This is a genomic window from Streptomyces corchorusii (genome assembly GCF_001514055.1).
Classification (GTDB): domain Bacteria; phylum Actinomycetota; class Actinomycetes; order Streptomycetales; family Streptomycetaceae; genus Streptomyces; species Streptomyces olivaceoviridis.
Window position 1 is genome coordinate 60512 of record NZ_KQ948359.1, and the last position, 24492, is coordinate 85003.

Annotated in this window: 17 protein-coding genes and 4 pseudogenes; 8 read left to right on the top strand and 13 right to left on the bottom strand. The window is 73.2% G+C overall.

From position 1 onward, the window contains the following. Window positions 1–3: 3 nt before the first annotated feature. Both asnB and AQJ11_RS23750 read right to left on the bottom strand, forming a co-directional pair. On the bottom strand, window positions 4–1845 hold the full coding sequence (gene asnB, locus AQJ11_RS23745; protein ID WP_059264301.1) for an asparagine synthase (glutamine-hydrolyzing): 1842 nt from the start codon (window positions 1843–1845) through the stop codon (window positions 4–6). Window positions 1846–2144: 299 nt separating this feature from the next. Beyond that, window positions 2145–2939 (bottom strand): annotated as a pseudogene (locus tag AQJ11_RS23750) (alpha/beta fold hydrolase); the annotation flags it as partial. Between the two features lie 133 nt (window positions 2940–3072). On the opposite strand from AQJ11_RS23750, the gene AQJ11_RS23755 reads away from it, so the two are divergent. Together AQJ11_RS23755 and AQJ11_RS23760 are read left to right on the top strand one after the other, a co-directional pair. Continuing rightward, window positions 3073–4167, top strand: a complete 1095-nt coding sequence (locus AQJ11_RS23755; RefSeq protein ID WP_059264302.1) for a baeRF3 domain-containing protein — start codon at window positions 3073–3075, stop codon at window positions 4165–4167. 66 nt (window positions 4168–4233) lie between these two features. Continuing rightward, window positions 4234–5259: a Gfo/Idh/MocA family protein gene (locus tag AQJ11_RS23760; protein WP_079082393.1), complete on the top strand. Its 1026-nt coding sequence runs from the start codon at window positions 4234–4236 to the stop codon at window positions 5257–5259. Window positions 5260–5380: 121 nt separating this feature from the next. Here AQJ11_RS23760 and AQJ11_RS23765 read toward each other — a convergent pair whose 3' ends face one another. Then, entirely contained in the window at window positions 5381–5794 is a 414-nt protein-coding gene (locus AQJ11_RS23765; RefSeq protein WP_014670819.1) for an SsgA family sporulation/cell division regulator, read from the bottom strand. A 347-nt stretch (window positions 5795–6141) separates the two neighbouring features. On the opposite strand from AQJ11_RS23765, the gene AQJ11_RS23770 reads away from it, so the two are divergent. Continuing rightward, a complete protein-coding gene (locus AQJ11_RS23770; protein WP_059264303.1) occupies window positions 6142–7572 on the top strand; it encodes a PP2C family protein-serine/threonine phosphatase in 1431 nt (476 codons plus the stop codon). Window positions 7573–7617: 45 nt separating this feature from the next. On the opposite strand, the gene AQJ11_RS23775 is transcribed toward AQJ11_RS23770, so the two are convergent. After that, the gene (locus AQJ11_RS23775) at window positions 7618–9114 is read right to left on the bottom strand and encodes a DNA-binding protein NsdB (RefSeq protein WP_059264304.1); all 1497 of its coding nucleotides are present in this window, start codon (window positions 9112–9114) and stop codon (window positions 7618–7620) included. A 384-nt stretch (window positions 9115–9498) separates the two neighbouring features. On the opposite strand from AQJ11_RS23775, the gene AQJ11_RS23780 reads away from it, so the two are divergent. After that, window positions 9499–10644, top strand: coding sequence for an aminoglycoside phosphotransferase family protein (locus AQJ11_RS23780; RefSeq protein WP_041664967.1), 1146 nt, complete (start codon window positions 9499–9501; stop codon window positions 10642–10644). A 263-nt stretch (window positions 10645–10907) separates the two neighbouring features. Continuing rightward, window positions 10908–12890 (top strand): N-acetylmuramoyl-L-alanine amidase, encoded by a 1983-nt coding sequence (locus tag AQJ11_RS23785; RefSeq protein WP_059264305.1) that lies wholly within the window; start codon window positions 10908–10910, stop codon window positions 12888–12890. Between the two features lie 51 nt (window positions 12891–12941). Here AQJ11_RS23785 and AQJ11_RS23790 read toward each other — a convergent pair whose 3' ends face one another. The 6 genes and pseudogenes from AQJ11_RS23790 to AQJ11_RS23815 all read right to left on the bottom strand — a co-directional run. Beyond that, the gene (locus AQJ11_RS23790; RefSeq protein WP_014670824.1) at window positions 12942–13439 is read right to left on the bottom strand and encodes a glycosyltransferase family protein; all 498 of its coding nucleotides are present in this window, start codon (window positions 13437–13439) and stop codon (window positions 12942–12944) included. Window positions 13440–13792: 353 nt separating this feature from the next. Beyond that, window positions 13793–15241, bottom strand: a complete 1449-nt coding sequence (locus tag AQJ11_RS23795) for a 3-hydroxybutyrate oligomer hydrolase family protein (RefSeq protein WP_059264306.1) — start codon at window positions 15239–15241, stop codon at window positions 13793–13795. Window positions 15242–15381: 140 nt separating this feature from the next. After that, complete coding sequence (locus AQJ11_RS23800) at window positions 15382–16626, bottom strand: extracellular catalytic domain type 1 short-chain-length polyhydroxyalkanoate depolymerase (RefSeq protein WP_059264307.1); 1245 nt, start codon at window positions 16624–16626, stop codon at window positions 15382–15384. A 245-nt stretch (window positions 16627–16871) separates the two neighbouring features. After that, the gene (locus tag AQJ11_RS23805) at window positions 16872–17774 is read right to left on the bottom strand and encodes a universal stress protein (RefSeq protein ID WP_059264308.1); all 903 of its coding nucleotides are present in this window, start codon (window positions 17772–17774) and stop codon (window positions 16872–16874) included. A 117-nt stretch (window positions 17775–17891) separates the two neighbouring features. Then, on the bottom strand, window positions 17892–18134 hold the full coding sequence (locus AQJ11_RS23810) for a DUF397 domain-containing protein (protein ID WP_014670828.1): 243 nt from the start codon (window positions 18132–18134) through the stop codon (window positions 17892–17894). Window positions 18135–18251: 117 nt separating this feature from the next. Further along, a pseudogene (locus tag AQJ11_RS23815) lies at window positions 18252–18797 on the bottom strand (thiolase C-terminal domain-containing protein); the annotation flags it as partial. Here AQJ11_RS23815 and AQJ11_RS49895 point away from each other — a divergent pair. Both AQJ11_RS49895 and AQJ11_RS46230 read left to right on the top strand, forming a co-directional pair. Then, window positions 18772–18918 carry a hypothetical protein gene (locus AQJ11_RS49895; protein ID WP_167360872.1) on the top strand — a complete coding sequence of 49 codons (147 nt, stop codon included), beginning with the start codon at window positions 18772–18774 and terminating at the stop codon, window positions 18916–18918. The pseudogene AQJ11_RS23815 and the gene AQJ11_RS49895 sit on opposite strands and share 26 nt — an antisense overlap. After that, a pseudogene (locus tag AQJ11_RS46230) lies at window positions 18876–19191 on the top strand (AMP-binding protein); the annotation flags it as partial. The gene AQJ11_RS49895 and the pseudogene AQJ11_RS46230, both read left to right, overlap by 43 nt. Before the next feature lie 183 nt (window positions 19192–19374). Here the strand turns inward: AQJ11_RS46230 and AQJ11_RS23820 are convergent. Beyond that, window positions 19375–20211: an alpha/beta fold hydrolase gene (locus AQJ11_RS23820; RefSeq protein ID WP_208616596.1), complete on the bottom strand. Its 837-nt coding sequence runs from the start codon at window positions 20209–20211 to the stop codon at window positions 19375–19377. Window positions 20212–20383: 172 nt separating this feature from the next. On the opposite strand from AQJ11_RS23820, the gene paaK reads away from it, so the two are divergent. Further along, window positions 20384–21688 carry a phenylacetate--CoA ligase PaaK gene (gene paaK, locus AQJ11_RS23825; RefSeq protein WP_059264310.1) on the top strand — a complete coding sequence of 435 codons (1305 nt, stop codon included), beginning with the start codon at window positions 20384–20386 and terminating at the stop codon, window positions 21686–21688. Between the two features lie 114 nt (window positions 21689–21802). Here paaK and AQJ11_RS23830 read toward each other — a convergent pair whose 3' ends face one another. Continuing rightward, entirely contained in the window at window positions 21803–23311 is a 1509-nt protein-coding gene (locus AQJ11_RS23830; protein WP_059264311.1) for an acyl-CoA synthetase, read from the bottom strand. Window positions 23312–23559: 248 nt separating this feature from the next. Then, window positions 23560–24421, bottom strand: a pseudogene (locus tag AQJ11_RS23835) (nitronate monooxygenase); the annotation flags it as partial. Window positions 24422–24492: the final 71 nt, after the last annotated feature.

A 24492-nucleotide genomic window follows, 5' to 3' on the forward strand; every position in this document is an offset into this window, starting at 1 on the left:
CGCTCAGTCGAGCACCAGCTCCGGCGAGTAGAGGTCCAGCCACTGCGCGAGGTCCAGGGTGCGTTCCAGGCCGCGCCGGGCCGCCTGGGTGGAGACCGGCGCCTCGCGTTCGGCGGCCTGGCGGACCCGGTCCCGGTCGACGAGGTCGAAGACGGGGTGGGAGGGCCGGGCGAGCAGCTCCTTGGTCTGCTCCTGGAGGGCGCGGGCGTACCGGGGGTCCTGCGTGGACGGGTACGGGCTCTTGACGCGCTCGTACACCGAGCGCGGCAGGACGTCCGCCGCCGCCTCCCGCAGCAGGCTCTTCTCCCGGCCGTCGAAGGACTTCAGGGCCCAGGGCGCGTTGTAGACGTACTCGACCAGCCGGTGGTCGCAGAACGGCACCCGGACCTCCAGCCCGACGGCCATGCTCATGCGGTCCTTGCGGTCGAGCAGCATGCGCACGAAGCGGGTCAGGTGCAGGTGGCTGATCTGCCGCATCCGGTACTCGAAGTCGCTCTCGCCGTCCAGCCGGTCGATGCCGGCGACGGCGGTGCGGTAGCCGTCGGCGACATAGCTCTCCAGGTCCAGGGACTTGGCGAGGTCGGCACGGATCACGTCGGCGTCCTCGCCGAAGTGGCGGCCCATGGTCGTCAGCCACGGGAAGGTGTCGGCGCGGCGCGCCTCCTCGTCGAAGAACTGGAGGTACCCGCCGAAGACCTCGTCGGCGGACTCGCCGGACAGGGCCACCGTGGACTTCTCCCGGATGGCACGGAAGAGCAGCAGCAGGGAGCTGTCCATGTCGCCGAGGCCGGACGGCAGGTCGCGGGCCCGGATGACCTGGGCGCGGACGGCGGGGTCGGCGAGGGCGTCGGCTTCGAGCACGATGTCCTGGTGGTCGGTGCCGGCGAGCCGGGCCACGTCGTGCACGAAGGGCGTGTCGGGGGTGCCGCGCAGTTCGTCGGCGACGAAGTTGTCGGCCTGGCCGACGAAGTCGACGGCGAAGCTGCGCACCTTCTCGCCCTGCGCGGCGAGTTGCCGGGCGGCCAGCGCGGTCATGGCGGAGGAGTCGAGCCCGCCGGAGAGCAGGGTGCAGCGCGGCACGTCGGCGACCAGCTGGCGGCGCACGATGTCGTCGAGGAGCGAGCGCACGGTGGCGATGGTGGTGTCGCGGTCGTCGGTGTGCGGGCGGGTCTCCAGGCGCCAGTACACGCGGGTGGACAGGCCGGAGCGGTCGACGGTGACGACCGTGCCGGGCTCGACCTCGCGCATGCCGTCCCAGAAGGCGTGTCCCGGCGTCTTGACCATGACGAACAGCTCGCGCAGGCCGTCCAGCGTGACGCGGGGCCGGACCAGCGGGTTGGCGAGGATCGCCTTGGGTTCGGAGCCGAAGAGGACGCCGTCGGCGGTGGGCTGGTAGTAGAACGGCTTGATGCCCATGCGGTCGCGGATCATGACCAGCTTGTCGTGGCGGCCGTCCCACACGGCGAACGCGTACATGCCGTTGAGCCGTTCGGCGACGGCGTCGCCCCACTCCAGGTAGCCGTGCAGCACGACCTCGGTGTCGGAGTCGGTGGTGAACCGGTGGCCGCGGTCGGTGAGTTCCCGGCGCAGCTCGGTGAAGTTGTAGGTCTCCCCGGAGTAGACGAGGGCGACGGTGCCCTCGGGGGTCGGCAGGGACATCGGCTGACGGCCGCCCGGCAGGTCGATGATGGCGAGCCGGCGGTGTCCCAGGGCGGCGGGGCCCTCGGTCCAGGTGCCGCGGTCGTCCGGGCCGCGGCAGGCCATCGTCTCGGTCATCGCATGCAAAGTGGCGGACTCGGCCGCGAGGTCGCGGTCGAAGGAGACCCATCCGGTGATGCCGCACATGCGCTACCTCCTGCCTCCGGCTGCCCGTCGGTCCCGCGTTCACCTGCGCTTTCACGGTCGCGGGGGGAATCGACCGGCAAACCAGTTGTATCGAGCACCTATATGACGAGCGTCCGTCAGGCGGTCCGCCGAGTCAACGCAGACGTAACACGGCGCGGACGTCCGCCCCACGGTTTCAGCCGCGTTTCAGCCGCGTTTTGCCTCAGCAAAATCCATGGACAGGCCTGCCACCGGGCATGGGACGACACGAACCGGCCACAGGCAAAAACTTCCTCAAGCAGCCCGAGCGGTACGCCCCGCTACGGCTTCGCGGTCAGAAACAAGTCCATCACCCCGATCAGTTCGGCCGGCTGCTCCACCGGCGGTCCGTGACCCGCGTCCAGGACGCGGACGACCGCGTCGAGGCAGGCTCGGCCGGCCGGAGCATCCGCCGCACCGGCAGCCGGACGTCGTGGTGGCCGTGCACCGTCAGGTTCGGTACGGCGGCCTCCCCCGCCCGGCCCGGGACGCCGAAGGCCCGCATCGCGCCGTAGAGCGCCAGGACGACCTCGCGCGGGGTGGCGGTGGAGGCGCGGGGACGCGCGCCCGGATCTCCTCGCGCGGGCGACCCGGCGCACAGGGGCGTCGATGGCGGCGGCCACGAACAGCCGGAACGGCACCAGGGCGGGGGCCGCCCCATGGGCAGGCCCCGGCCGCTGCGGTAGGTCATCCGGCCGAGGGAGTCGACCAGCACCATCCGCTCCAGCCGCGCGGGGTGCGCGGAGTGCGCGGAGTGCGTGGGGGCCACGGTCCGCGGGACCATCCCGCCCGTCGAGTGGGCGACCGGCGCGCACCGATCCGCGCCGAGGTGATCGCGGAGCGCCATGACGACCCGTGCCGGTTCGGTGACGGTCCGCGCCCCCGCGCCCGCGCTCTCGCCGTGTCCGCGCAGTCCAGCCGACCGCTCGGCGCCGTGCGGAGAAGTGCGTCATCCGGTGGCCCCAGCGGTGCCGGTTCGCGGTCCGGCCGTGCACGAAGACCACGGGCACCTCCGCCGCGCCGCGCGGGCCCTCGTCGTCGTACGCCGGCGGCGGTCCGTCGACGTCGCGGTGCGGCGCGAGGGCGTCCCGGGCGCGACACGGTCCGGTTACTGGCGAGTACGGCCACCGGCCGCCGGGCCGCGTCACCGCCGCCGAGGCCCGGATTACCCCGAATGCCGTAATGGTGAATCCGCCCTATCGTCGTGTCATGGAGCACGCACTGAGTCCCGTGACCCTTGCCGAACTGCGGCGCCCGCGCCCCTATCCGGCAGTCTCCGTACTGACCCCGACGCACCGTCGGGAACGCGGAAGCGGCCAGGATCCGGTCCGGCTGCGCAACGCGCTGACCGAGGCGCGCAGGCGCCTGGAGTCCGACCCCGCCGTCACCCGTGAACGGCGCGCCGACGTGGTGGCACAGCTCGACCGCGCCCTCGCGGAGGTCGACCTGACGCATGCCGAGGACGGTCTGGTGATCTTCGCCGCGCCGGGTGAGCACCAGGTCTGGTCCCTGGCCCGGACCGTCCCCGAGCGCGTGGTGCTGTCCGACACCTTCCTCACCCGCAACCTGGTCGCCGCACACACCGCCGAGCGGCCCTACTGGGTGCTGTCCGTCTCCGCGGACCGCGTCACCCTGTGGAGCGGCGGCCCGGACCGGGTCGTGGAGGCCCACGGGGGCGGCTTCCCGCTGGAGCGCAGACGGGAGAACTTCGACGCGGAGCGCCAGATGCGGATCGGCGATCTGCCGAGCACCTTCCGCGACGAGGGCACCCGCCAGTTCCTGCGCGAGGCGGACACCGCCATGAGCACGGTCCTGCGCGAACAGCCCCGGCCGCTCTACGTCATGGGCGAGCAGGCGGCGCTCTCGCTGCTGGACGAGGTCGGCAGCGTCGCCAAGTCCGCCGTGCACGTCCCGCACGGCGGCCTCGGGCACGCCGGCCCCGACGCGGTCTGGCAGGCGCTGCGCCCGGTACTGGCGGAGGAGTCCCGCAAGGACACCACGGCCGTGGTCGAGGAGCTGACCTCGGCGCGCGGTCACCGCACGTACGCGGCCGGGCTGGACGAGCTGTGGCAGAGCGCCCGGGAGGGCCGGGTCCGGCTGCTGGCCGTGGAGGAGGACTTCCGGGCCACCGTCCGCGATGTCGGCGAGCACCTGGTGCCGGCCGAACCCGGCGACCTCGACGCCCGCGACGACATCGTGGACGAGATCGTCGAGCAGTGCCTGGAGACGGGCGCCGAGGTGCGCTTCGTGCCCGACGGCGCGCTGGGCGACGCCGACGGCATCGCGGGAGTGCTGCGGTACTGACCCTGCGGGCCCGCCCTCGCGTCGGCGTACGCTACGGCGTGATCGTCGGCGTGAGGGAGCGCACACATGGGTGACCTGCTGGGTGTGGCGGTACTGGGTGCCGGACACATGGGGGCCGATCACATACGACGGCTCGACCAGGTGGTCAGTGGAGCGAGGGTCGCGGCGGTGGCCGACCCCGATGCCGAGCGGGCCGCGTCAGCGGCGGCCGGGCTCGACGGGGTCAGCGTGCACACGGACCCGGTGGCCGCGCTCGACGCGCCCGGTGTGGCGGCCGTCCTGATCGCCTCCCCCGGCCCCGCGCACGAGGAGGCGCTGCTCGCCGCCTTCGCCCGCCGGCTGCCGGTGCTGTGCGAGAAGCCCATGGTGCCGGACTCCGCCGGCGCCCTGCGGATCGTGGAGGCCGAGGCGGCGCTGGGCCGCCGGCTGGCACAGATCGGCTTCATGCGCCGCTACGACGCCCAGTACCGGCGGCTCAAGGCCCTGCTGGACGGGGGCGGCCTGGGCCGGCCGCTGATGCTGCACTGCACGCATCGCAACGTCTCCTCCCCCGTCGGCTTCACCAGCGCCATGCTGATCAACAGCTCGGTCTCGCACGAGATCGACGCGGCCCGCTGGCTGCTCGGGCAGGAGCTGACGGCGGTCACCGTGCTGCGGCCCACGCCGTCCTCGGGCGCGCCCGAGGGCCTGCTCGACCCGCAGTTCGTGCTCTTCGAGACCGAGCGGGGCGCCCTGGTGGACGTGGAGGTCTTCGTGAACAGCGGCTTCGGCTACCAGGTGCGCTGCGAGGCGGTGTGCGAGGCGGGCAGCGCCCGGATCGGCGACGAGCACACCATGGTGGTCACCACCCGGGGCGGCGCCCGGAAAGAGGTGGCGCAGGACTATCTCGTCCGCTTCGCCGACGCCTACGACCGTGAGGTGCAGGCGTGGGTCGACGCGACCCGGCGCGGGGAGGTCACCGGGCCGGACGTGTGGGACGGCTACGCGGCGTCCGCCGTCGCCGAGGCGGGGGTCCGTGCGCTTCGGACGGGAGGCCGGGTGGCCGTCGACCTGGCCCCGCGTCCGGACCTGTACGCCACCGCGAGCCGCTGACGCCGGCGGCGCGGCCGGCCGGTGCCGTCCGGCCAGCTGGCTGGCTGCCTGGCTGGCTGGTTGCCTGGCTGGCTGGTCGCCTGGCTGGCTGGCGAACCGCCGCCGCTGAGGTGTCACCGCCTCACACCCCGCCGAACAACGCGCTCAGCCCCCGCTCCACCACGTCGGCCACGTCCTCCTGCCCGCCGGCCACCACCTCGTACGTGCGCACCAGGAAGCGCCGCAGCGACGACGCCGGGAACAGCAGCAGGGCCATGCCGTGCGGCGAGTGGAACTCCACGACCGTCCGGGTACGGCCGTACGGCCATATCTGCACGTCCCCGTGGCCGGCTGGGGCCCGCAGCCCCTGGTCGAGCAGGGCGCGCGCGAAGGTCCAGGTGACCTCCTCACCGTGCAGCGCGGCCTCGGCCGGGAAGTCCACGAACACGGCGAGGGGGTCGGCGGCGGTGTAACGAAGAGTGGCGGGCACCGGGACCTCCTGGTCCTGGGCGGTGACGAGCCGGGCCTCGGCGAGCTGTTCGACGGTGATGTCCATGCTCTTAAGGAGTCGGCTCGGCCCTGTCACATGCCGCCAATTCCAGTCAGACTTCGTCAGGTACCGGCCGCTCCGCTCCGTCACCGAACACACAAACGTCGAACATGCGCTTGAACATCGGGGCCGGGCGGCACGAGCTGGCTCAACTCGCGTATCAGTTCTACGACTTGGCCACCTCGGCGGGTACGCCATTCGTACCTGCGGATCCCTCCGGGAAGACTCTGGCATATGCCAAAAGCACCACCGTATCGTGTGTTGCCAAATCCCTTACAGGGCGTCGCGGGCTGTGCGACAGTCGTAGCGGTCCCCCGTCGTCCCCGCCGTACCGTCCCGCATCGGAGTGCGTCATGCCGTCCCCAGTCTCCGCGGACCGCCCAGCCGCCCAGCCGCCCGGTCGCGGCTCGGTCGAGGCGCTGATCACGCAGGCGCGGCGACTCAAGGGCGACGTGGACGCCGTACGGCGGGACACCCGGAGCGACGGCGCGGACCCCGAGGAGCGCTGGCAGCGGGCCCTGTACCACCTCGCCCTGCACCAACTCGACGATCTGGACGCCCACTTGGCCCAGCTGCGGGACGGCCCGCGGCCCGCCCCGGCCGAGCCCGCGGCGCCGCCCGCGGGAGCGCCCGCGCCGGCCGCCGTCCCGAGCGGCTCGCTGCTCAGCCGCGTCGGCAGCGCCGAGTGGGATCTGCTGACGGACGAGGCCACCTGGTCCGGCGAGCTGTACCAGATCCTCGGCCTCGACCCCGACCGTCCGGCGCTCACCCTGGATGAGCTGCCCAGCCTGGTCCTGGACGAGGACCGGCCGAAACTCACCGCGATGGTCACGGACTGCCTGGTCGACGCCAAGCCGATCGACGGCGAGTTCCGTGTCGTACGGCCCGACGCCTCCGTGCGGACCGTGCACATGATGGGCGAACCGGTGCTCGGCGCCGACGGCGGCACGACCTCCATGTGGGCCGTGCTGCGCGACGTCAGCGAACTGCGCCGCAGCCAGCGGACGGTGCGCGAGACCCGTGACTCGCTGCACCTCCACCGCCGGCAGCAGCAGACCGAGCACCGGATCGCGGTCGAGTTGCAGGAAGCCGTGCTGCCGCCCTGGCGCGGCTCCCTGCGGCTCCCGCGCCAGGGGCCGGGCGCGCTGGACCTGGCGGCCCACCGTCTCCCGGCCGCGACCCCCACGCTGCTCGGCGGCGACTGGTACGACGCCCTGGAACTACCCGACGGCCAGACCCTGCTCAGCGTCGGCGACCTCACCGGACAGGGCGTGGCCGTCGCCTCCGGCGTGGCCACACTGCTCGGCGCCGTACGCGGGATGGCGATGGCCGGCACGGAGCCCGGCCAACTGCTCACCCTGCTCAACCAGTTACTCGACACCACCGTGCAGCCCGCCCTCGGCAGCGCCGTCTGCTGCCGCTACCGGCCCGAGACCCGCACCCTGGTGTGGGCGCAGGCAGGACACCCCGCCCCGCTGCTGTACCGCGACGGGACGGGGCGCGTGCTGAACACACCGGACGGCGTCCTGCTCGGCGCCTCCTCGGGCGCCGTCTACGGACAGTCCGTCGTCACCCTGCGACCGGGCGACCTGCTCCTCCTGCACACCGACGGGCTGCTGTCGGGCCGCAGCGGGACGGCGGCTGCGGACCGGCTGCTCGGCCTCGCCCCACGGTTCGGCGCGGCGCGCACCGCGCAGGACTGTGTGCGAACGGTCGTCGAGGAGTTCGGCGGAGCCGGGCGCGAGGACGACGCGTGCGTGCTCGTCGTCAAGGTCACGACCTGACGGTCACCACATGACCGGCCCTCCGGCCGGGCAGCGCACAGGCCCCTACGCCTGAGCGCTGTTGCCGTCCCCCTTGCTCCTCGGCTTGGGCAGGGCGAGCCTGATCTCCTCCCGCAGTTCGTGGATCTTCGGGTAGCCGGCGTACTCCGCGGTCAGCCGGTACATCTGCCGCAGCCGGTCCCAGGTGCGCCGGGAGGAGTTCGAACCCATCGACATCAGGGCCAGCCGGGCGTAGCGGTCGGCCTGTTCGGGGTCGTCGGCGATGAAGCAGGCCGACGCCATGGACAGATGGTCGAAGATCTTCGACCGCTCCCGCCCGTCGACGCGGAGGGCGAGGGCCTTCTGCGCGTAGTGCTGGGCGGACGCGGCCGCGCCCGGGTCGAACTCCGCCAGCGTGCGGTACGCGAGCGCCTGCATGCCGTACAGATCCTCGTCCTTGAAGGTCTGCATCCAGTCCGGCGGTTCCACGTCCTGCCGGTCGGCGACGAAGAGGTCCTCCGCCCGCCCGAGCGTGCGGCGCATCGCCTGGCCCTTGCCCATCGACGCCTGCGCCCAGGCTTCGATGGTGTGGAACATCGCCTTCGTCCGTGGTTGCAGGCGGTCCCCGGCGCCGGACTGGGCGAGCTTCATCAGGTCCAGCGCGTCGTCCGGCCGGCCGAGGTGCACCATCTGCCGGGCCGCCCGCGACAGCGCCTCGCCCGCGCGCGGCCGGTCACCTCCCTCTCTGGCGGCGTGGGCGGCGATGACGAAGTACTTCTGCGCCGTGGGCTCCAGGCCGACGTCGTGCGACATCCAGCCCGCGAGGACGGCGAGGTTGGCCGCGACGCCCCACAGGCGCCGCTGGAGGTGGGGGGGATGGTGGTAGGCGAGCATGCCGCCCACCTCGTTGAGCTGGCCCACGACCGCCTTGCGCTGCAACCCGCCGCCGCGGGCCGCGTCCCAGGCGCGGAACACCTCGACCGAGCGCTCCAGCTCCTCGACCTCCTGGGACCCGATGGGGGCGGCCTCGTAGCGGTCGAACCCGGCGGGGTCGGCGTGCAGGGGGTCGTCGAGGACAGGGGCGTCGGCCTTCAGGGCCGGGTCGGTGTGCAGCCAGTCGTGCATGGCGCTGCTGAGTGTGGATCCCGCGGCGAGCGCGGCACCCGCGCCCACCAAGCCGCGTCGGTTGAGCATGAGGTCCATTCCCGTGAATTCGGTGAGGACCGCGGCGGTCCGTTCGGGCGCCCACGGCACACCGCCGGGATGCTCCTCGATCCCGTCGCTCTGCCGTTTCCCCGTACGCCCGTGCCGCACCAGACCTAGGTCCTCGATGGTCACGACACGGCCGAGACGCTCGGTGAACAGGGCCGCCAGCACCCGCGGCACCGGATCGCGCGGGATCTCTCCCTTGTCGATCCACCGCCGCACCCGGGAGGTGTCGGTCGCCAGCTGGGGGTGGCCCATGGCCGCCGCCTGCCGGTTGACCAGCCTCGCGAGTTCGCCCTTCGACCAGCCGGCCAGGCCGAACAGGTCCGCAAGGCGGGTGTTGGGTTGTCCGCTCACATCAAGCCCCCAGGTACTCGGCTGAGTTGACAGTAGCCGGGTGCACGTTGCCGGGCGACTATTCGCCAGGGTTCGCCAGGGTCCGCCAGATGGTGTGCCACCGGCGATCGGGTGTCAGGTAGGAACGCGCCACCCCGACCCGGTCGCCACCCGCATATGACGGCCGTATACGGCGGACACGACGGATACGACGGATACGACAGCCGTACACGGAGGATCACGGCGGGCGGTGACGGGCACATTCCCCAGGGTGTACCCAGACGGCCGGGCCGGGTGGGCGCACGCTCCCGGAACCACGCTCACGGGGCACGCGACGTGAGCATGAGTTCGGGACGCGGACGTACAGGCAGGCACCGCAGGCACACGAAGGGATCTGTTTCTCCCATGTACGCAGCATCGTCCTCCGTGTCCGCCCCGCCCCGGCCGCTGCGCCCCCGCCCGGCGGGCGGCGGGCCCTATCTCGACCCGGCGCCGCGTCCGGGCGGTCCCGTGCCGGTCGCGGGCCGCACCCGGCGGGTCCCGGGCCAGCCCGGCACCCAACCGCTCAGCGGGAGGCTGGACTTGTCCGGCCCCCAGGGCGCGCAGCTGCGCACCGCGCTCGCCTCGGTGCACCGGATCTGCCCGGAGTTCGCCCCGGTGCAGGTCCTGCGGCGCAGCGGACGATCCGTCCTCCTCGTCGGGACGACAGGGCGCAGCACGGCCGTCGCGAAGTGTCTCCTGGACCACTCACCTGCCTGGGCGGAGCGGAGCCGGCAGGAAATAGCCGCATACCGCTCGTTCGTCCGGCACCGGCCGCCGGTCCGGGTGCCGAGGCTGATCGCGGCGGACCCGGACAACTGCACGCTGGTGATCGAGCGGATGCCGGGCCGGACGGCGGCGTTCCAGCGGCATCCGATGGAGGCCCCGCCGCGCGCGGACATCAGGGCCGCGCTCGGCGCGATCTGCCGGCTGAACGCCTGGCGGCCCCCGGCGGGCACCTTCGACGTGCCGCTGGACTACGCGGCCCGGATCTCCCGGTTCCACGAGCTGGGCCTGCTCACCGACCGGGACCTCGGCGACCTGCAAAAGCTGCTGCACGGCATCGCCCATGAGGTGGGCCGGCACGGCATGCTCCAGTTCTGCCACGGCGACGCCCTGCTGTCGAACATCCTGTTGTCACCGGCCGGTCCAGTGCTGGTGGACTGGGAGCACGCGGGCTGGTATCTGCCGGGGTACGACCTGGCGACGCTGTGGCTGGTGCTCGGGGACGCGCCGGTGGCCCGGCGGCAGATCAGCCAGATCGCCCAGTCGGCGGGCCCGGCCTCCCGGGACGCCTTCCTGGTGAACCTGATGCTCCTGCTGACCCGGGAGATCCGCAGGTACGAGACGGCCGTGCAGCGTTCGATGCACGACACGGCCCCGGCGGCACCGGCCGTGTCCCATCCCGGTGCCATGCCGTCCGGCGAGGAACAGCGGCTGCTGCTCAGGCGGTTGCACGACGACTGCCAGATGGCCCGCAAGGCCGTCCGCGCGGCGGTCGGCACTCGCTGACGGGGCGACGGCTCCGCGGTGCGTCCTGAGCGGCGGCGCACCGCGGACCTTCTCCGCACCCCCGGACTCCGAGAGCCACTGGTGTATGCCAGTGACGCCCCGCAGGCCCGCGCACCGCCGCCGCGAAACTCGCCGGAAACCCTCCGTGACATGGGAAATCACGGGCCTGAAGGCATCATTGACGGATCGTCGGCAAGCCGGTACCACTGACCCAGCTCGGCGCCGTACGCCCCGCCACGCCCCGCCCGTCACAGGAGGCCGCATTGCGAGGATCCGCCACCGACCCCACGTCCACCGGCCACAGACGTCTGCGGCGGACCGCCGTCCCGCTCGCCTCCGCGGCCCTGCTGCTGCCCCTGCTCGGCGCCGCCCCGGCGCCCACCGCCGCGGATTCCGCCGCCGCGGATTCCACCACGCACCGGTTGCAGCACGCGTTCGCCACCGCGGCGGCCGACTACCACGTGCCGCAGAGCGTTCTGCTGGCCGTCTCCTACCTCCAGTCGCGCTGGGACGCGCACGGCGGCGCGCCGAGCGTGACCGGCGGCTACGGCCCGATGCACCTCACCGACGCCCGGACCGCGCTCGCCACCGCGGAGCACTTCGCCGAGGGAACGGAGGACGCCCGGGGCGACAGCGCTCGTGCCGCGCTGCACCCCGTCGTCGAGGCTCCGGCCGAGTCGGCGGTCCCGGCCCGTCTGAAGACGCTGCCGAGGGCGGCGGAGCTGACCGGCATCCCCGCCGAGGAGCTGCGCACCGACCCCGCGGCGAACGTGGCGGGCGGTGCCGCCCTGCTCGCCGCCACGCAGAAGGAGCTGGGCGAGCCGCTGAGCGCCGACCCGGCCGACTGGTACGGCGCGGTGGCCCGGTTCTCCGGCGCCGACGACACGGCGACCGCCGCCGCGTACGCCGACGACGTGTACGACGTGCTGCGCACCGGCGAGGAGCGCGTCACGGACGACGGCCAGCAGGTGTCCCTGGCCGCCCAGCCGCGGCTGACCCCCGACACCGGCCGACTGGGCCGCACCGGCCTGCGCACGCTGTCCGCGGACGGCACCGAGTGCCCCAAGTCGGTGTCCTGTGTGTCGGTCCCGGCGCCGTACGAGGAGTTCGGGGACAACGACTACGGCAATCACGACCTCGGTGACCGCCCGGCGTCGCAGAGCGTCAAGTACATCGTCATCCATGACACGGAGGGCGCCTGGGACGGGGTCATGAACCTCATCCAGGACCCCACCTATGTGTCCTGGAACTACACGATCCGCTCCACCGACGGTCTGATCGCCCAGCACGTCAAGGGCAAGGACGTGGCCTGGCACGCCGGCAACTGGTACGTCAACGCCAAGTCGATCGGCATCGAGCACGAGGGCTTCCTCGCCTCGCCGGACGCCTGGTACACGGAGGCGATGTACCGGTCCTCGGCGCGGCTGGTGCGGTACCTGGCCCGGACGTATGACGTCCCGCTGGACCGGCAGCACATCCTCGGCCACGACAACGTGCCCGGTCCGACCGCGTCCAGCGTCCCGGGGATGCACACGGACCCCGGCCCCTACTGGGACTGGCAGCACTACTTCCAGCTGCTCGGCCACCCGTTCCGGCCCACGGCCGGCCGGCACGCCAAGGTGCTGACGATCCTGCCGGACTACGCGTCGAACCGGCCCGTGTACACCGGCTGCACCACCAAGGGCGAGCCGTGCGCGGCGCACGGCTCCAGCGAGGTGCGGCTGTACACCGACCATGACGTGACCGCCCCGCTGATCAAGGACATCGGGCTGGGGACGGACCCGACCGACGGGGTGAACGACCTGTCCTCGCGGGTCTCCACCGGCCAGCAGTACGCGGTTGCCGACCGCTGGGGCGACTGGACGGCCATCTGGTACCTGGGGCAGAAGGCATGGTTCCGGAACCCGGTCGGGGACCCGACGGCGGTACCTGCGAAGGGCCTCGTGGTGAGGCCGAGGGACGGCCTGGCGAGCATCCCGGTGTACGGCCGCGCCTACCCGGAGAAGGCGGCCTACCCGGCGGACGTCCCCGCCCAGTCGGTGGTACCCCTGCCCTACACGATCCCGGCCGGGCAGCGGTACGTGGTCGGTGACGAGGTGCCGGGCGAGTACTACTACGCGGTCACCTTCACCCCCGACTCGCACCGGGTCGTGGTGGGCCAGGACCTGTACTACGAGATCCAGTACGGCCACCGGGTCGGGTTCGTCCGGGCGGCGGACGTGACGCTCGAAGGGCGGGCGCACTAGCGAGGGCCGGGGTCTGTCACCCCGGCCCTCGCCCCGCGCCCGTCCCTGCTCTCAGCCCTGCTGGAAAAGCTCCGCCGGGAGCGGCTTCAGCAGGGCGTACAGGTCGTCGGTGATCGGGCGGTCCCAGGCCGCGATGGTGACGAGGACGCCGTCGCTGCGGTCGAACTGGACGCAGGAGATCCGGCTCTCGGAGAGCTTCAGCCGCCGCACGATGAGGAGGTTGTCGCCCTGGAGCACCGGGGTGTCCTCGACGCCGACGACGGTGACCTCCTCGTCGTTCTCCAGCGCCAGCAGCAGCTGTCCCACCTCGAAGGGGATCTCCCCCTCGGCGACGTCACGGGCCGGGGAGCCCTCGGGGAGGTTGCCGATGATCATGGCGGGGCCGCGTCCGCCGAAGAGGTCGTAACGCAGGAAGACGCCCTGGCAGGTGCCGTCGGGGGCGGGCAGCAGGCCCGCGCCGAGGTTGCCCGGCCAGTCGCCCGGGTCCATGGCCAGCACGTCGAAGTCGGGTCCGGCTGGGGTCGCGCTGCGGCGGCGGAGGAACGACATGCGGCCATGGTACGTGCCTGGGCTCCGGTGGGTGACCTGCGGGCGCCCGGGAGATCGGCCAGGCGCTGCCGTGCGGACCGGACCGGCTGCCGGGGGCCGTCGAGCCGAGCCGGGCGGGCCCGGCACGTGCAGCCACCGCCAGGCGGAGGAGCGTGCCGGCCCCGTGACGCCGGGGTGATCAACGGCAGCGGCCAGGGTCTTTCGTTTGGATCAGGCCGGATCAGGGAGCGGGGTCTGGTGCAGTGCATCGCAAGGCGGAGGAGGGCGCCATGGCGGAGCCATGGCAACCGACGACAACGCGGCGAGGCGCGGTGCCAGGGCCCGCGAGCCCGGCATGATCCAAACGAGAGGCCCTAGCGCAGGGGGCAGCTGGTGAGCAGGGTGGCCGGGTCCGCGTCGGCCGGGCGGGCGACGGTGCGGTCGGCGGGCGGGCGGCCGGCTCCGGCGAGCCAGCGTTCCAGGGCCGTGAAGGCGGAGCGGTGGCAGGGCACCATCGGGCGGAGCCGGTCGGGGAAGGCGTCGGCGAGCGAGTCGGTGTGGGTGCCGTCCTCGATGCGGTAGTAGCGCAGCAGGGAGCCGCGGCCGGCCTGGTGGACCATGCGCGCGTAGACGTCGGAGTCCTGGCTGATCGGCAGGAGTACGTCGAGGGTGCCCTGGAGGGTGATCAGGGGCTTGCCGATGCGTCCGGTCAGGGCGATGCGGTCGACGGCCCGGTGGACGTCGGCGGGCCGGTCCGGGTAGGCGTAGTCGGCGTCGCAGGCGGGGGTGCCGGAGGCGCAGTACGGGGTGCCCGCCTCGGTGTCACCGTCGTAGCCGGGGTCGAGCTCCTCCCGGTAGATCCGCTGGGTGAGGTCCCAGTAGACCTGGTGGTGGTACGGCCACAGGAACTCGGAGCCGGCCGGGAAGCCGGCCCGGTGCAGCGCCGCCTCGGCCTCGGCCGCGCCGGGGCCGCCCGCGGCGTAGGCGGGGTAGTGGCGCAGCGCGGCCGGCAGGAAGGTCAGCAGGTTGGGGCCGTCGGTGCGCCAGAGGGTGCCCTCCCAGTCGACTCCGCCGTCGTACAGCTCGGGGTGGTTCTCCAGCTGCCAGCGCACCAGGTAGCCGCCGTTGGACATGCCGGTGGCGAGGGTGCGGGCCGGGGGCCGGTGGTAGCGCTGGGTGACGACGGCGCGGGCGGCGCGGGTGAGCTGGGTGAGGCGGGTGTTCCATTCGGCGATGGCGTCGCCCGGACGGCGGCCGTCGCGGTAGAAGGCCGTGCCGGTGTTGCCCTTGTCGGTGGCGGCGTAGGCGTAGCCGCGGGCGAGCACCCAGTCGGCGATGGCCCGGTCGTTCGCGTACTGCTCGCGGTTGCCGGGGGTGCCGGCGACCACCAGGCCGCCGTTCCAGTGGTCGGGCAGCCGGATGACGAACTGGGAGTCGTGCTGCCAGCCGTGGTTGGTGTTGGTGGTGGAGGTGTCCGGGAAGTAGCCGTCGATCTGGATGCCGGGGACGCCGCTGGGCGTGGGCAGGTCCCTGGGGGTGAGGCCCGCGTAGTCGGCCGGGTCGGTGTGGCCGGTGGCCACGGTCCCGGCGGTGGTCAGCTCGTCCAGGCAGTCGGCCTGCTGGTGGGCGGCGCCGGGGACGTGCAGCCGCGCCTGTGCCGCGCAGTGGGCGTCCGCCGGTCCCGGGCCGACGGGTGCCGCGGTGGCGGGGGTGGCCAGGAGGGAGCAGGCGGCGGCGAGCGAGAGGGCGCCCAGCGCGGTGCGCCGGGCGGCCCGGGTGCGCCGTCCGGCGCGGCCGAGCGGTGGTGTGGGGTGGGGAAGCATGGGGTTCCTCCGACGGGTTGGGGACGCGCTGGAGGCTAGGGGTGGTGTGGAGGTTCCGGACATGTGTGGGGCCGCCATGATGACGGCGCGTTCGACGGCGTCGGGCACCATGGCGACCCTGCGTGGGCGCTGACCGGCTGTCAGGGGCAGCCGGTGTCGGCGACGGTGAAGTAGCCCGGGGGTGACTCCTTCAGGGTGTGGGTGACGAACGTGTTGTAGAGGCCCATGTTCTGCTGGGAGCCCTTGGCGTAGGTGTAGCCGCCGCTGGTGGTGGCCCGTCCCGCCTGTACGTGGGCGTAGTTGCTCGCCGTCCAGCAGGCCGCGGTGCCGCCGCCCGGGTCCGGGTCCGGGCCGCCCGGGGTACTGGTGTCCAGGCCGAAGAACCGGGCGATCCAGCGGCTGGAGCAGATCGAGTCGAGGAAGTACGGGGCCGCGGTGCTCCCGCACTGTTCGCTGCCGGTGCCCGGGTCGACCGGGGTGCCGTGCCCGATGCCCGGGACCCGGTCGACCTCGACGGCGACCGTGCCGTCGGCGGCCAGGTACTGGTCCTGTCGGGTGGCGTCCGGCCCGATCGTCGTCGTGCGCGTGGGCGTCTGGGACAGGCCGTGCAGGGCCGTCCACTGGTCGCGCAGTTCGGTGGCGTTGCGCGGTACGACGGTGGTGTCCTGGTCGCCGTACCAGATGGCCGTGCGCGGCCACGGCCCGCCGTACGACGGGTAGGCGTCCCGCACCCGCTGGGCCCACGCGGCCGGGCTCAGGTCGACGCCGGGGTTCATGCAGGTGTAGGGGCTGTTGTCCTTGGTGCAGTCGTAGGGCAGGCCGGCCACGACCGCGCCCGCCGAGAACACGTCGGGGTAGGCGGCGAGCATGACCGCGGTCATCGCGCCGCCGGCGGACAGGCCGGTGACGTAGACGCGCTGCGGGTCGGCGCCGTAGGCGGTGACGGCGTTGCTCACCATCTGCCGGACCGACAGGGCCTCGCCCTGGCCGCGCCGGTTGTCGCCGGTCTGGAACCAGTTGAAGCACTTGCTGGCGTTGTTGGCGGTGCCGGTCTCGGCGAGCACGAGCAGGAAGCCGTCGCGGTCGGCGAGTTGCGGCAGCCCGGAGTTGTCGGCGTAGACCTGGGCGCTCTGCGTGCAGCCGTGCAGGGCCACGACCACCGGCGGGTGGGCCGGCAGGGTGGCGGGCCGGTACACGTACATGGTGAGGGCGCCCGGGTTGGAGCCGAAGTCGCTCACCCGGGTGAGCGTGACGGCGGCGTGGGCCTGGGGCGCGGGGCCGGCGAGCGCGGTGCCGAGGACGACGGCGAGGACGGCGAGCAGGCGGGGCAGCAGGCGGGCCCGTGGGGGCGCTCCGGGTGCCCGGCTGAACGGGGACAGTGGCATGGCGGCTCCTTCGGTGGACACACGGGTCCCGGCCGCTCCCACGCGGGGCGGACCAGCCGGGAGTGCCGGAACCATAGGTTCGGGTGTGTCCGGGCACCATGGCGCGGCGCACCACAGCGGGAGGACTGCCGGTCGGCACCGGACGGATTGCGCAGCGCGGGGCGGTCTGCTAAGCCGATGTCACCCTGGATCACGCGGCCCGCATCACGCCGCCCGCGTCCCTGAACCGACGGACTCTGCCGGCCTCACTCCTGTGGCGGCGCAGGCGGCACCACCGCGATCGGGCTCGCCGCGTGCAGCAGGACGGCCTGGGTGACCGAGCCCATCATGCGGGCCGGGGCGAGCAGCCGCCGCCGGTGCCGGCCGACGACGACCAGGTCGGCGTCCTTCGAGGCGGCGACGAGGTGGCCGGCCGCGTCGCCCGGCAGCGCCTCGGCGTCGGCGCGGACCTGGGGGTGCCGCTCGCGGTGCGGGGCGAGGAAGCCCTCGGCGAGGGCGCGGGTCTCGTCCGCCACGGCGTCCTGGTCGATCGGGGGCGGCACCAGCTGGCCGGGCGCCGACCAGGTCTGCACCGGCCACGGGTAGGCGGCGATCACCTGGAGCCGGGCGTCGCGCAGGGCGGCCTCGGCGAACGCGAGGGCGAGGACGGACTCGTCGGGGCTGTCGACGTGCAGGCCGACGACGACCCGCGCGCCGGGCTCGGCCGGCCCCTCCCCGTGCACCTCCCGGCCCGGCCGGGGTACGACGACCACCGGGCAGTCGGCGTCCCGGGCGGCGGCGAGGCCGTTGGAGCCGAGGAGCAGACCGGTGAAACCGCCGCGGCCCCGGGAGCCGAGCACCAACAACTGGGCTTCGCTGCCCAGTTCGGGCAGGACGGCACCCGGTACGCCCTCCATGGCGAGGTACTCCACGGCCGGCGGCCCGGCGTGGTCCGCGAGCCGGCCGCGCACCTCGTCGAGCACCGGATCACCCGCCGCCTCGGGCGGCCCGGCGACCAGCACGTCGGTCTGACCCCAGGCGGCGTACTGCCGTACGTGCACCACGCGCAGCGGTGCCGCGCGGCGGCGTGCGGCGTCCAGGGCCCAGTCCAGGGCGCGCAGACTGTCCGCGGAACCGTCGACCGCTGCGATGACCGGCGCAGTGTTCATCCTTGCCCCACCTCCGGAACACGACCTTCCCCTTGCTGGGGCCAGCCTGGCTCAGGCCCGGCCCCGGCAGGGCTCTGCCGGTCGCGTGTCCGGAAATCCGGCCGGAACACCCCCGGTTCAGGTGAGGTCGAACTCGCCCTCGCGCGCGCCGGAGACGAAGGCGCCCCATTCCGCGGGGGTGAAGATCAGGGAAGGGCTCTCCGGCCGGCCGCTGTTCCGCATCGCGATGAAGCCCTCGACAAAGGCGATCTGGACATCGCCCAGGCCGCGGCTGCTGGACTGCCACTCGGCCTTGCTCAGGTCCAGCTCCGGCTTGTCCCAGCCCGCGAGCGGCGGCTGCTGGATGGTGCTCTCGGCCACGTCCCTGCTCCTCCCGGTTCGTCGTCCGCGGGCCAGCCTAGCGACCGGTCGCCACGGCGGACAGGGCACGCGGGGAGAACCCCTCCGGCGGGCCGGCCGGCCGCTCCGGCGGGGCCGTCAGGAGTCGGGGGGTTCGGCGCCCACGAGCCACATCGAGAAGAACGGGGAGCCGCCGCCGTACGCGTGCCCGAGCACCCTGCGGGCGCCGTCCACCTGGTGTTCTCCGGCCTGGCCGCGCACCTGGAGGGCGGCCTCGGCGAAGCGGATCATGCCGGAGGCGCCGATGGGGTTGGTGGAGAGCACACCGCCCGACATGTTGACGGGCAGGTCCCCGTCGAGCCCGGTCACGCCGGACTCGGTGAGCTTCCAGCCCTCGCCCTCCGCGGCGAAGCCCAGGTTCTCCAGCCACATGGGCTTGTACCACGAGAACGGCACGTACAGCTCGGCGGCGTCGATGTCCCGGCGCGGGTCGGTGATGCCGGCCTGCCGGTAGACGTCGGCGGCGCAGTCCTGGCCGGCCCTCGGGGAGACGAAGTCCTTGCCGGCGAACAGGGTGGGCTCGCTGCGCATGGCGCCGCCGAGCAGCCAGGCGGGCGGCCGGGGGGCGCGGGCGGCCCCGACGCGGTCGGTGAGGACCATGGCGAAGGCTCCGTCGGAGGACGGTCTGCGCCAGGACGTCGTGCAGGACCGGCATGAGCATCTCGACATCGGAGGACTGCTGGGTGGAGCGCCGGTGGCCGGTCTGAGCTGGACGCCGCCGCCAACCGCGTCGCGCACCACCTGATCGACTACGGCCTGCGCCCCGGCGAGCACCTCGGCCTGCACCTGTACAACGGCGTGGAGTACCTCCAGACGGTGCCGGCCTGCCTGAAGGCCAGGATCGTCCCGGTGAACGTCAACTACCGCTATGCCGAAGAGGAGTTGGTATCTCTACCGGGACGCCGACCTGGTGGCGCTGGTCTTCGACGCGGAGTTCGAGGACCGGGTGGCGGGTGCGCTGCCGCGGGCGCCGAAGCTGCGGCATCTGCTGCGGGTGGGCGCACCGGCCCTGGAGGCGGTGTCCGGGGCCGGTGGTCGCCGAGCGGCAAGGCGGACTACCGGTGGGCACGGCAGGTGGCGGTCGGGGCGGAGCGGCCGTAGTGCGGGGTGCCCCGCGCCGCCGGGACCGCACCCGGTGATCACTGCGTGTGCCGGTCACCCTCGTCGCCCACGCTCCCCAGCCCCCCGGCCGGGGAACCCGTCACCGGTCGAGGAAGGCGAGCGTCCGGCCGACGAACCGTTCCGGGTCGTCCAGCCAGGGGTAGTGCGCGGCGCCGGGCTGGACGGCGCACTCGGCGTGCGGGAAGGCCTCGGCGGTGCGGCGGGCGACGGCGGGGCTCGGCCAGCCGTCGAGCGCGCCCGCGTAGACGAGGACCGGCGCGGTCAGGGCGGCGAGGGCCTTCCGGGTGGCGTCCGGGGTGAAGGCGCCCTCGGCGAAGTAGCGCTCGCCGGCCTCCTCGTTGGTCTGGCGCAGCTCGGCGTCCGTGTGGGCCCGGGCGGTGTCGTCCCAGCGGCCGTGGAAGAACGGCAGGAACACGTCGTCGAAGTCCGCCTCGCCCGTGAGCCAGGCACGGAAGGCGGGGAACGCCCGCCCGAACCACAGCTCGCCCGCACGCAGCCGGGCCGCGGCCAGCCGGTCCTCGGCCACGGCCCGCAGGCCCAGGGCGGACGGGTTGGGGGTGACCAGCACCAGCCGTCGTATCCGCTGCGGATGGCGGGCCGCGTAGAGCATCGCGAGGGCGGCACCCGCCGAGTGGGCGAGCAAATCCATGTGCTCCAGGCCCATGTGGTCCCGCCATACCTCCAGGTCCTCGACCATCCGGTCGCAGCGGTACGTCGCCGGGTCCGCGGGCGCCTCCGAGTCACCGGTCCCCCGCAGGTCGAGCAGGGCCAGCCGGCGGTGCGCGGTCAGCCCGCCCAGGTCCCCCAGGTACTCGGAGGCCCGCATGGGCCCGCCGGGCACCACGGCGAGCGGCTCCCCCCGTCCCCGCAGGTGGTAGGCGAGCCGGGTGCCGTCGGACGCGCTGAAGATCGGCATGCCGCCGATCATGGCGGCACCCGCCGCTCGGACGCAACGGGAAGGGGGATCCCGCGCGGAAATTCTTCGCCGCCCTCTTGCCTCGGGGTTCGTGACCTGCATTTACTGACCCGGAACACCTCGACCGAATGATCGGTCGGTGGAATGACGTGCTGGTGAGGGAGACGTCGCGATGGCGGATGTGACGGACCTGCTCGACGCGGGCGAACGGCTCGGACCCGAGGAGCTGCGGGCGCTGCAACTGGAGCGGCTGCGCGCGTCGCTGCGGCACGCGTACGAGAACGTGCCGTTCTACCGTGAGTCCTTCGACAAGGCCGGCGTCCGCCCGGAGGACTGCCGCACCCTCGCCGATCTCGCGCGCTTCCCCTTCACGACCAAGGCGGACCTCCGGGAGAACTACCCGTACGGCATGTTCGCCGTGCCCCGGGAGAAGATCCGCCGGCTGCACGCCTCCAGCGGCACCACGGGACGCCCCACGGTCGTCGGCTACACGGACAACGACATTTCCATGTGGGCCGACATGGTGGCGCGGTCGATCAGGGCGGCCGGCGGCCGGCCGGGCGATGTCGTCCATGTGGCGTACGGCTATGGGCTGTTCACCGGTGGTCTCGGCGCGCACTATGGCGCCGAGCGCCTGGGCTGTACGGTCGTCCCCGCGTCCGGGGGCATGACGGCCCGGCAGGTGCAGCTGATCCAGGACCTGAAGCCGTCCGTCATCATGGTGACCCCGTCCTACATGCTCACCCTGCTGGACGAGTTCGAACGGCAGGGCGTGGACCCGCGCACCACCTCGCTGCGGGTGGGCGTCTTCGGTGCCGAGCCCTGGACCGAGCAGATGCGGCGGGAGATCGAGGAGCGGTTCGCGATCGACGCCGTCGACATCTACGGGCTGTCCGAGGTGATCGGCCCCGGCGTCGCCCAGGAGTGCGCGGAGACCAAGGACGGCCTCCATGTGTGGGAGGACCACTTCTACCCGGAAGTCGTGGATCCGATCACGGGTGAGGTGCTGCCGGAGGGCGAGCGGGGCGAGCTGGTGTTCACCTCGCTGACCAAGGAGGCCATGCCGATCGTCCGGTACCGGACGCGGGACCTGACGCGGCTGCTGCCCGGCACGGCCCGGGTGTTTCGGCGGATGGAGAAGATCACCGGGCGCAGCGACGACATGGTGATCCTGCGCGGGGTCAATCTGTTCCCGACCCAGATCGAGGAGATCGTGCTGCGCACGCCCGGTGTGGCGCCGCACTTCCAGTTGCGCCTCACCCGCGAGGGCCGCATGGACGCGCTGACCGTGCGGGCCGAGGCCCGTCCCGACGCGCCGCCGGAGGTGCGGGAGGCGGCGGCCCGGTCCATCGTCGCGGCGGTCAAGGACGGCATCGGGGTGTCGGTCGGCGTGGAGATCGTCGAACCCGAGTCACTGGAGCGCTCGGTGGGCAAGATCCGCCGGATCATGGACCTGCGGCCACGCGACGCCGGGTGAGACCCGGTCGGCGGAACCCGGTGAGGCCGTACAGCGGTGGCGGCCCGAGCGCCGTACGTCCGGGCCCAGGCGGCCACACGTCCGGGCGGTCGCCGTGCGGCCCGGTCGGCCGCCCTACGCCCCCGGTTGGCCGCCGAAGCGGTCGCGCAGCTCGCGCTTGAGGATCTTGCCGCTCGCGTTGCGCGGCAACTCCCCCGTGAACAGCACCCGTTTGGGCGCCTTGAACGGCGCGAGCCTCGCCTTCACGTGCGCGATCAGCTCCTCCTCCGTCACCTCGCCGCGCGGGACGACGACCGCCGTGACGGCCTCGATCCACCGCTCGTCCGGCAGGCCGACCACGGCGGCCTCGGCGACCGCCTCGTGGGTGTACAGGGCGTCCTCGACCTGGCGCGAAGCCACCAGGACGCCACCGGAGTTGATGACGTCCTTCACCCGGTCCACGATGGTGAAGTACCCGTCGGCGTCCCGCACGGCGAGGTCCCCGGAGTGGAACCAGCCGTCGCGGAAGGCCTCGGCGGTCTCCTCGGGCTTGTCCCAGTAACCCTCGCACAATTGCGGTGACCGGTAGACGATTTCGCCGGGCGTGCCGGTGGGGACGTCCTTGCCGTCCTCGTCGACCACGCGGGCGTCGACGAACAGGACGGGCCGGCCGCAGGAGTCCATCCGGCCCTGGTGTTCGTCGGGCGCGAGGACGGTGGCCAGCGGGCCGATCTCGCTCTGGCCGAAGCAGTTGTAGAAGCCGAGCTCCGGCAGCCGCTCGCGCAGGCGTTCCAGGACCGGCACCGGCATGACCGACGCGCCGTAGTAGGCCTTGCGCAGCCCGGACAGGTCCCGGGTCGCGAAGTCCGGGCGGCCCGCAAGGCCGATCCAGACCGTCGGCGGGGCGAACAGGCTGTCCACGCGGCCCGCTTCGATCAGGTCGAACAGCCGGTCCCCGTCGGGCGCGTCGAGGATCAGGTTGGTGGCGCCGACCGCGAGGTAGGGCAGCAGGAAGACGTGCAGTTGCGCGGAGTGGTACAGCGGCAGGGAGTGCGCGGGGCGGTCGCCGGCGCCGAGGTCGAGGGCGGTGATCGCGCTCAGGTACTCGTGGACCAGGGCGCGGTGCGTCATCATCGCGCCCTTGGGCAGGGCGGTGGTCCCGGACGTGTAGAGGAGCTGCACCAGGTCCTCGGTGCGTGGCTCGGGGCCGTCGTACGGGGGTGTGGTCGCCAGGCGTGCCAGGAGTGAATCGCCGGTGTCGCGCAGGGGCAGCGTGCGGACGCCGTCGGGGAGCCGGCCGGCGATGCCGGGATCGGTGAGCACCAGGGAGCTGCCGGACTGGCGGACGAGGTAGGCGAGGTCGCCGCCGGTGAGGTTGTGGTTGACCGGCACGTGTACGAGACCGGCGCGGGCGCAGGCCAGGAAGCCGATCAGGTACGCGTCCGAGTTGTGGCCGTAGGAGCCGACCCGGTCGCCGGGGGCGAGGCCCTGGCCGAGCAGGACGCCCGCCGCGCGGGAGACGGCCTCGTCGAGTTCCTCGTACGTCCAGGCACGGTCGGCGTACTCGACCGCGACCCGTGCGGGGGTGCGCCGGGCGCTGCGCCGCAGCACCCCGTCCACCGTGCTGCCCTGTCCCTGCGTCATGGCTCACGATCCTGGGTCCGGCGCCGGGGCGGGTCAAGCACCCGGGCGGCCCGGACGCGTACCGGGCGGCACGCCAACCGTTGATTTCCTCCGCGATGTTGGGAGGCGGAACGTGCGGATCGGGTGCGATCCGGCGCGAACACTGAGCCGCGAGCCTGTCTGTGGTCCCGTCCCCCATGGGGCGGGACCACACCGGTCTCACACGGGGCGTGTGCGGCCCTCCCAGTAGGGGTCCCGCAGCCGCCGCTTGTCCACTCGGTGCGCAGCCGGCGTGCGGGTTTCCCGGTCAGGGCGCGGGAGGGGACGGTGTCCCCGGACCCGGCGGCGAGCAGTTTGCGGGTCAGGGCGGGCGAGTGGAGGTCGGCTTCTGCCGTGGTCAGCCATATGGAGCCCAGCCATACACCTTGGGCGCCGAAGGTGAGCGCGGCGGCCACCTGTGGTCCGCTGCCGATGCCGCCCGCCGCCAGGACGAGAGCGGGTCGACGGCCTCCACGGCCTCGGACGTGAGCACCATGGTGGCGATCTCCCCGGTGTGGCCACCGGCCTCATAGCCCTGGGCCACCACGACGTCGATACCGGCTTCCCGGTGCTTGCGGGCGTGCCGGGCGCTGCCGGCGAGCGCGGCGACCAGGATGTCGCGGTCGTGGGCCCGCTCGACGACGTCGGCGGGCGGAGAGCCGAGGGCGTTGGCCAGCAGTCTGATCGGGTAGTCGAGGGCCACGTCGAGCTGGGTGCGGGCCACCTGTTCCATCCAGCCGGTGATACGCCACCCGGACGCCTCGCCCTCGGCCGGTTCCGGGACGCCGTGCGCGGCGAGGGTGTCCCGGACGAACCGCCGGTGTTCCTCGGGGATCATCGCCTCGACGTCGGCCTCCGTGACGCCCTCGGCCTTGTTCGCGGGCATGACCACGTCCAGTCCGTAGGGCCGGCCCCCGGCGTGGGCGTCGAGCCAGTCGAGGTCGCGTTCGAGGTCGTCGGGGCGGTGTAGCGGACCGCCCCGAGCACGCCGAAGCCGCCGGCCCGGCTGATGGCCGCGACGACGGCGGGGAACGGCGTGAAGCCGAAGACGGCGTGCTCGATTCCCGGTTTCCCGCTCAGCTCCGTCTGCATGGGCGCAGGATGCCGCAGCCGGCCGGACGACGGAAGCCCACTTCTGATACATCGTCAGGTCTCTCGGAGCT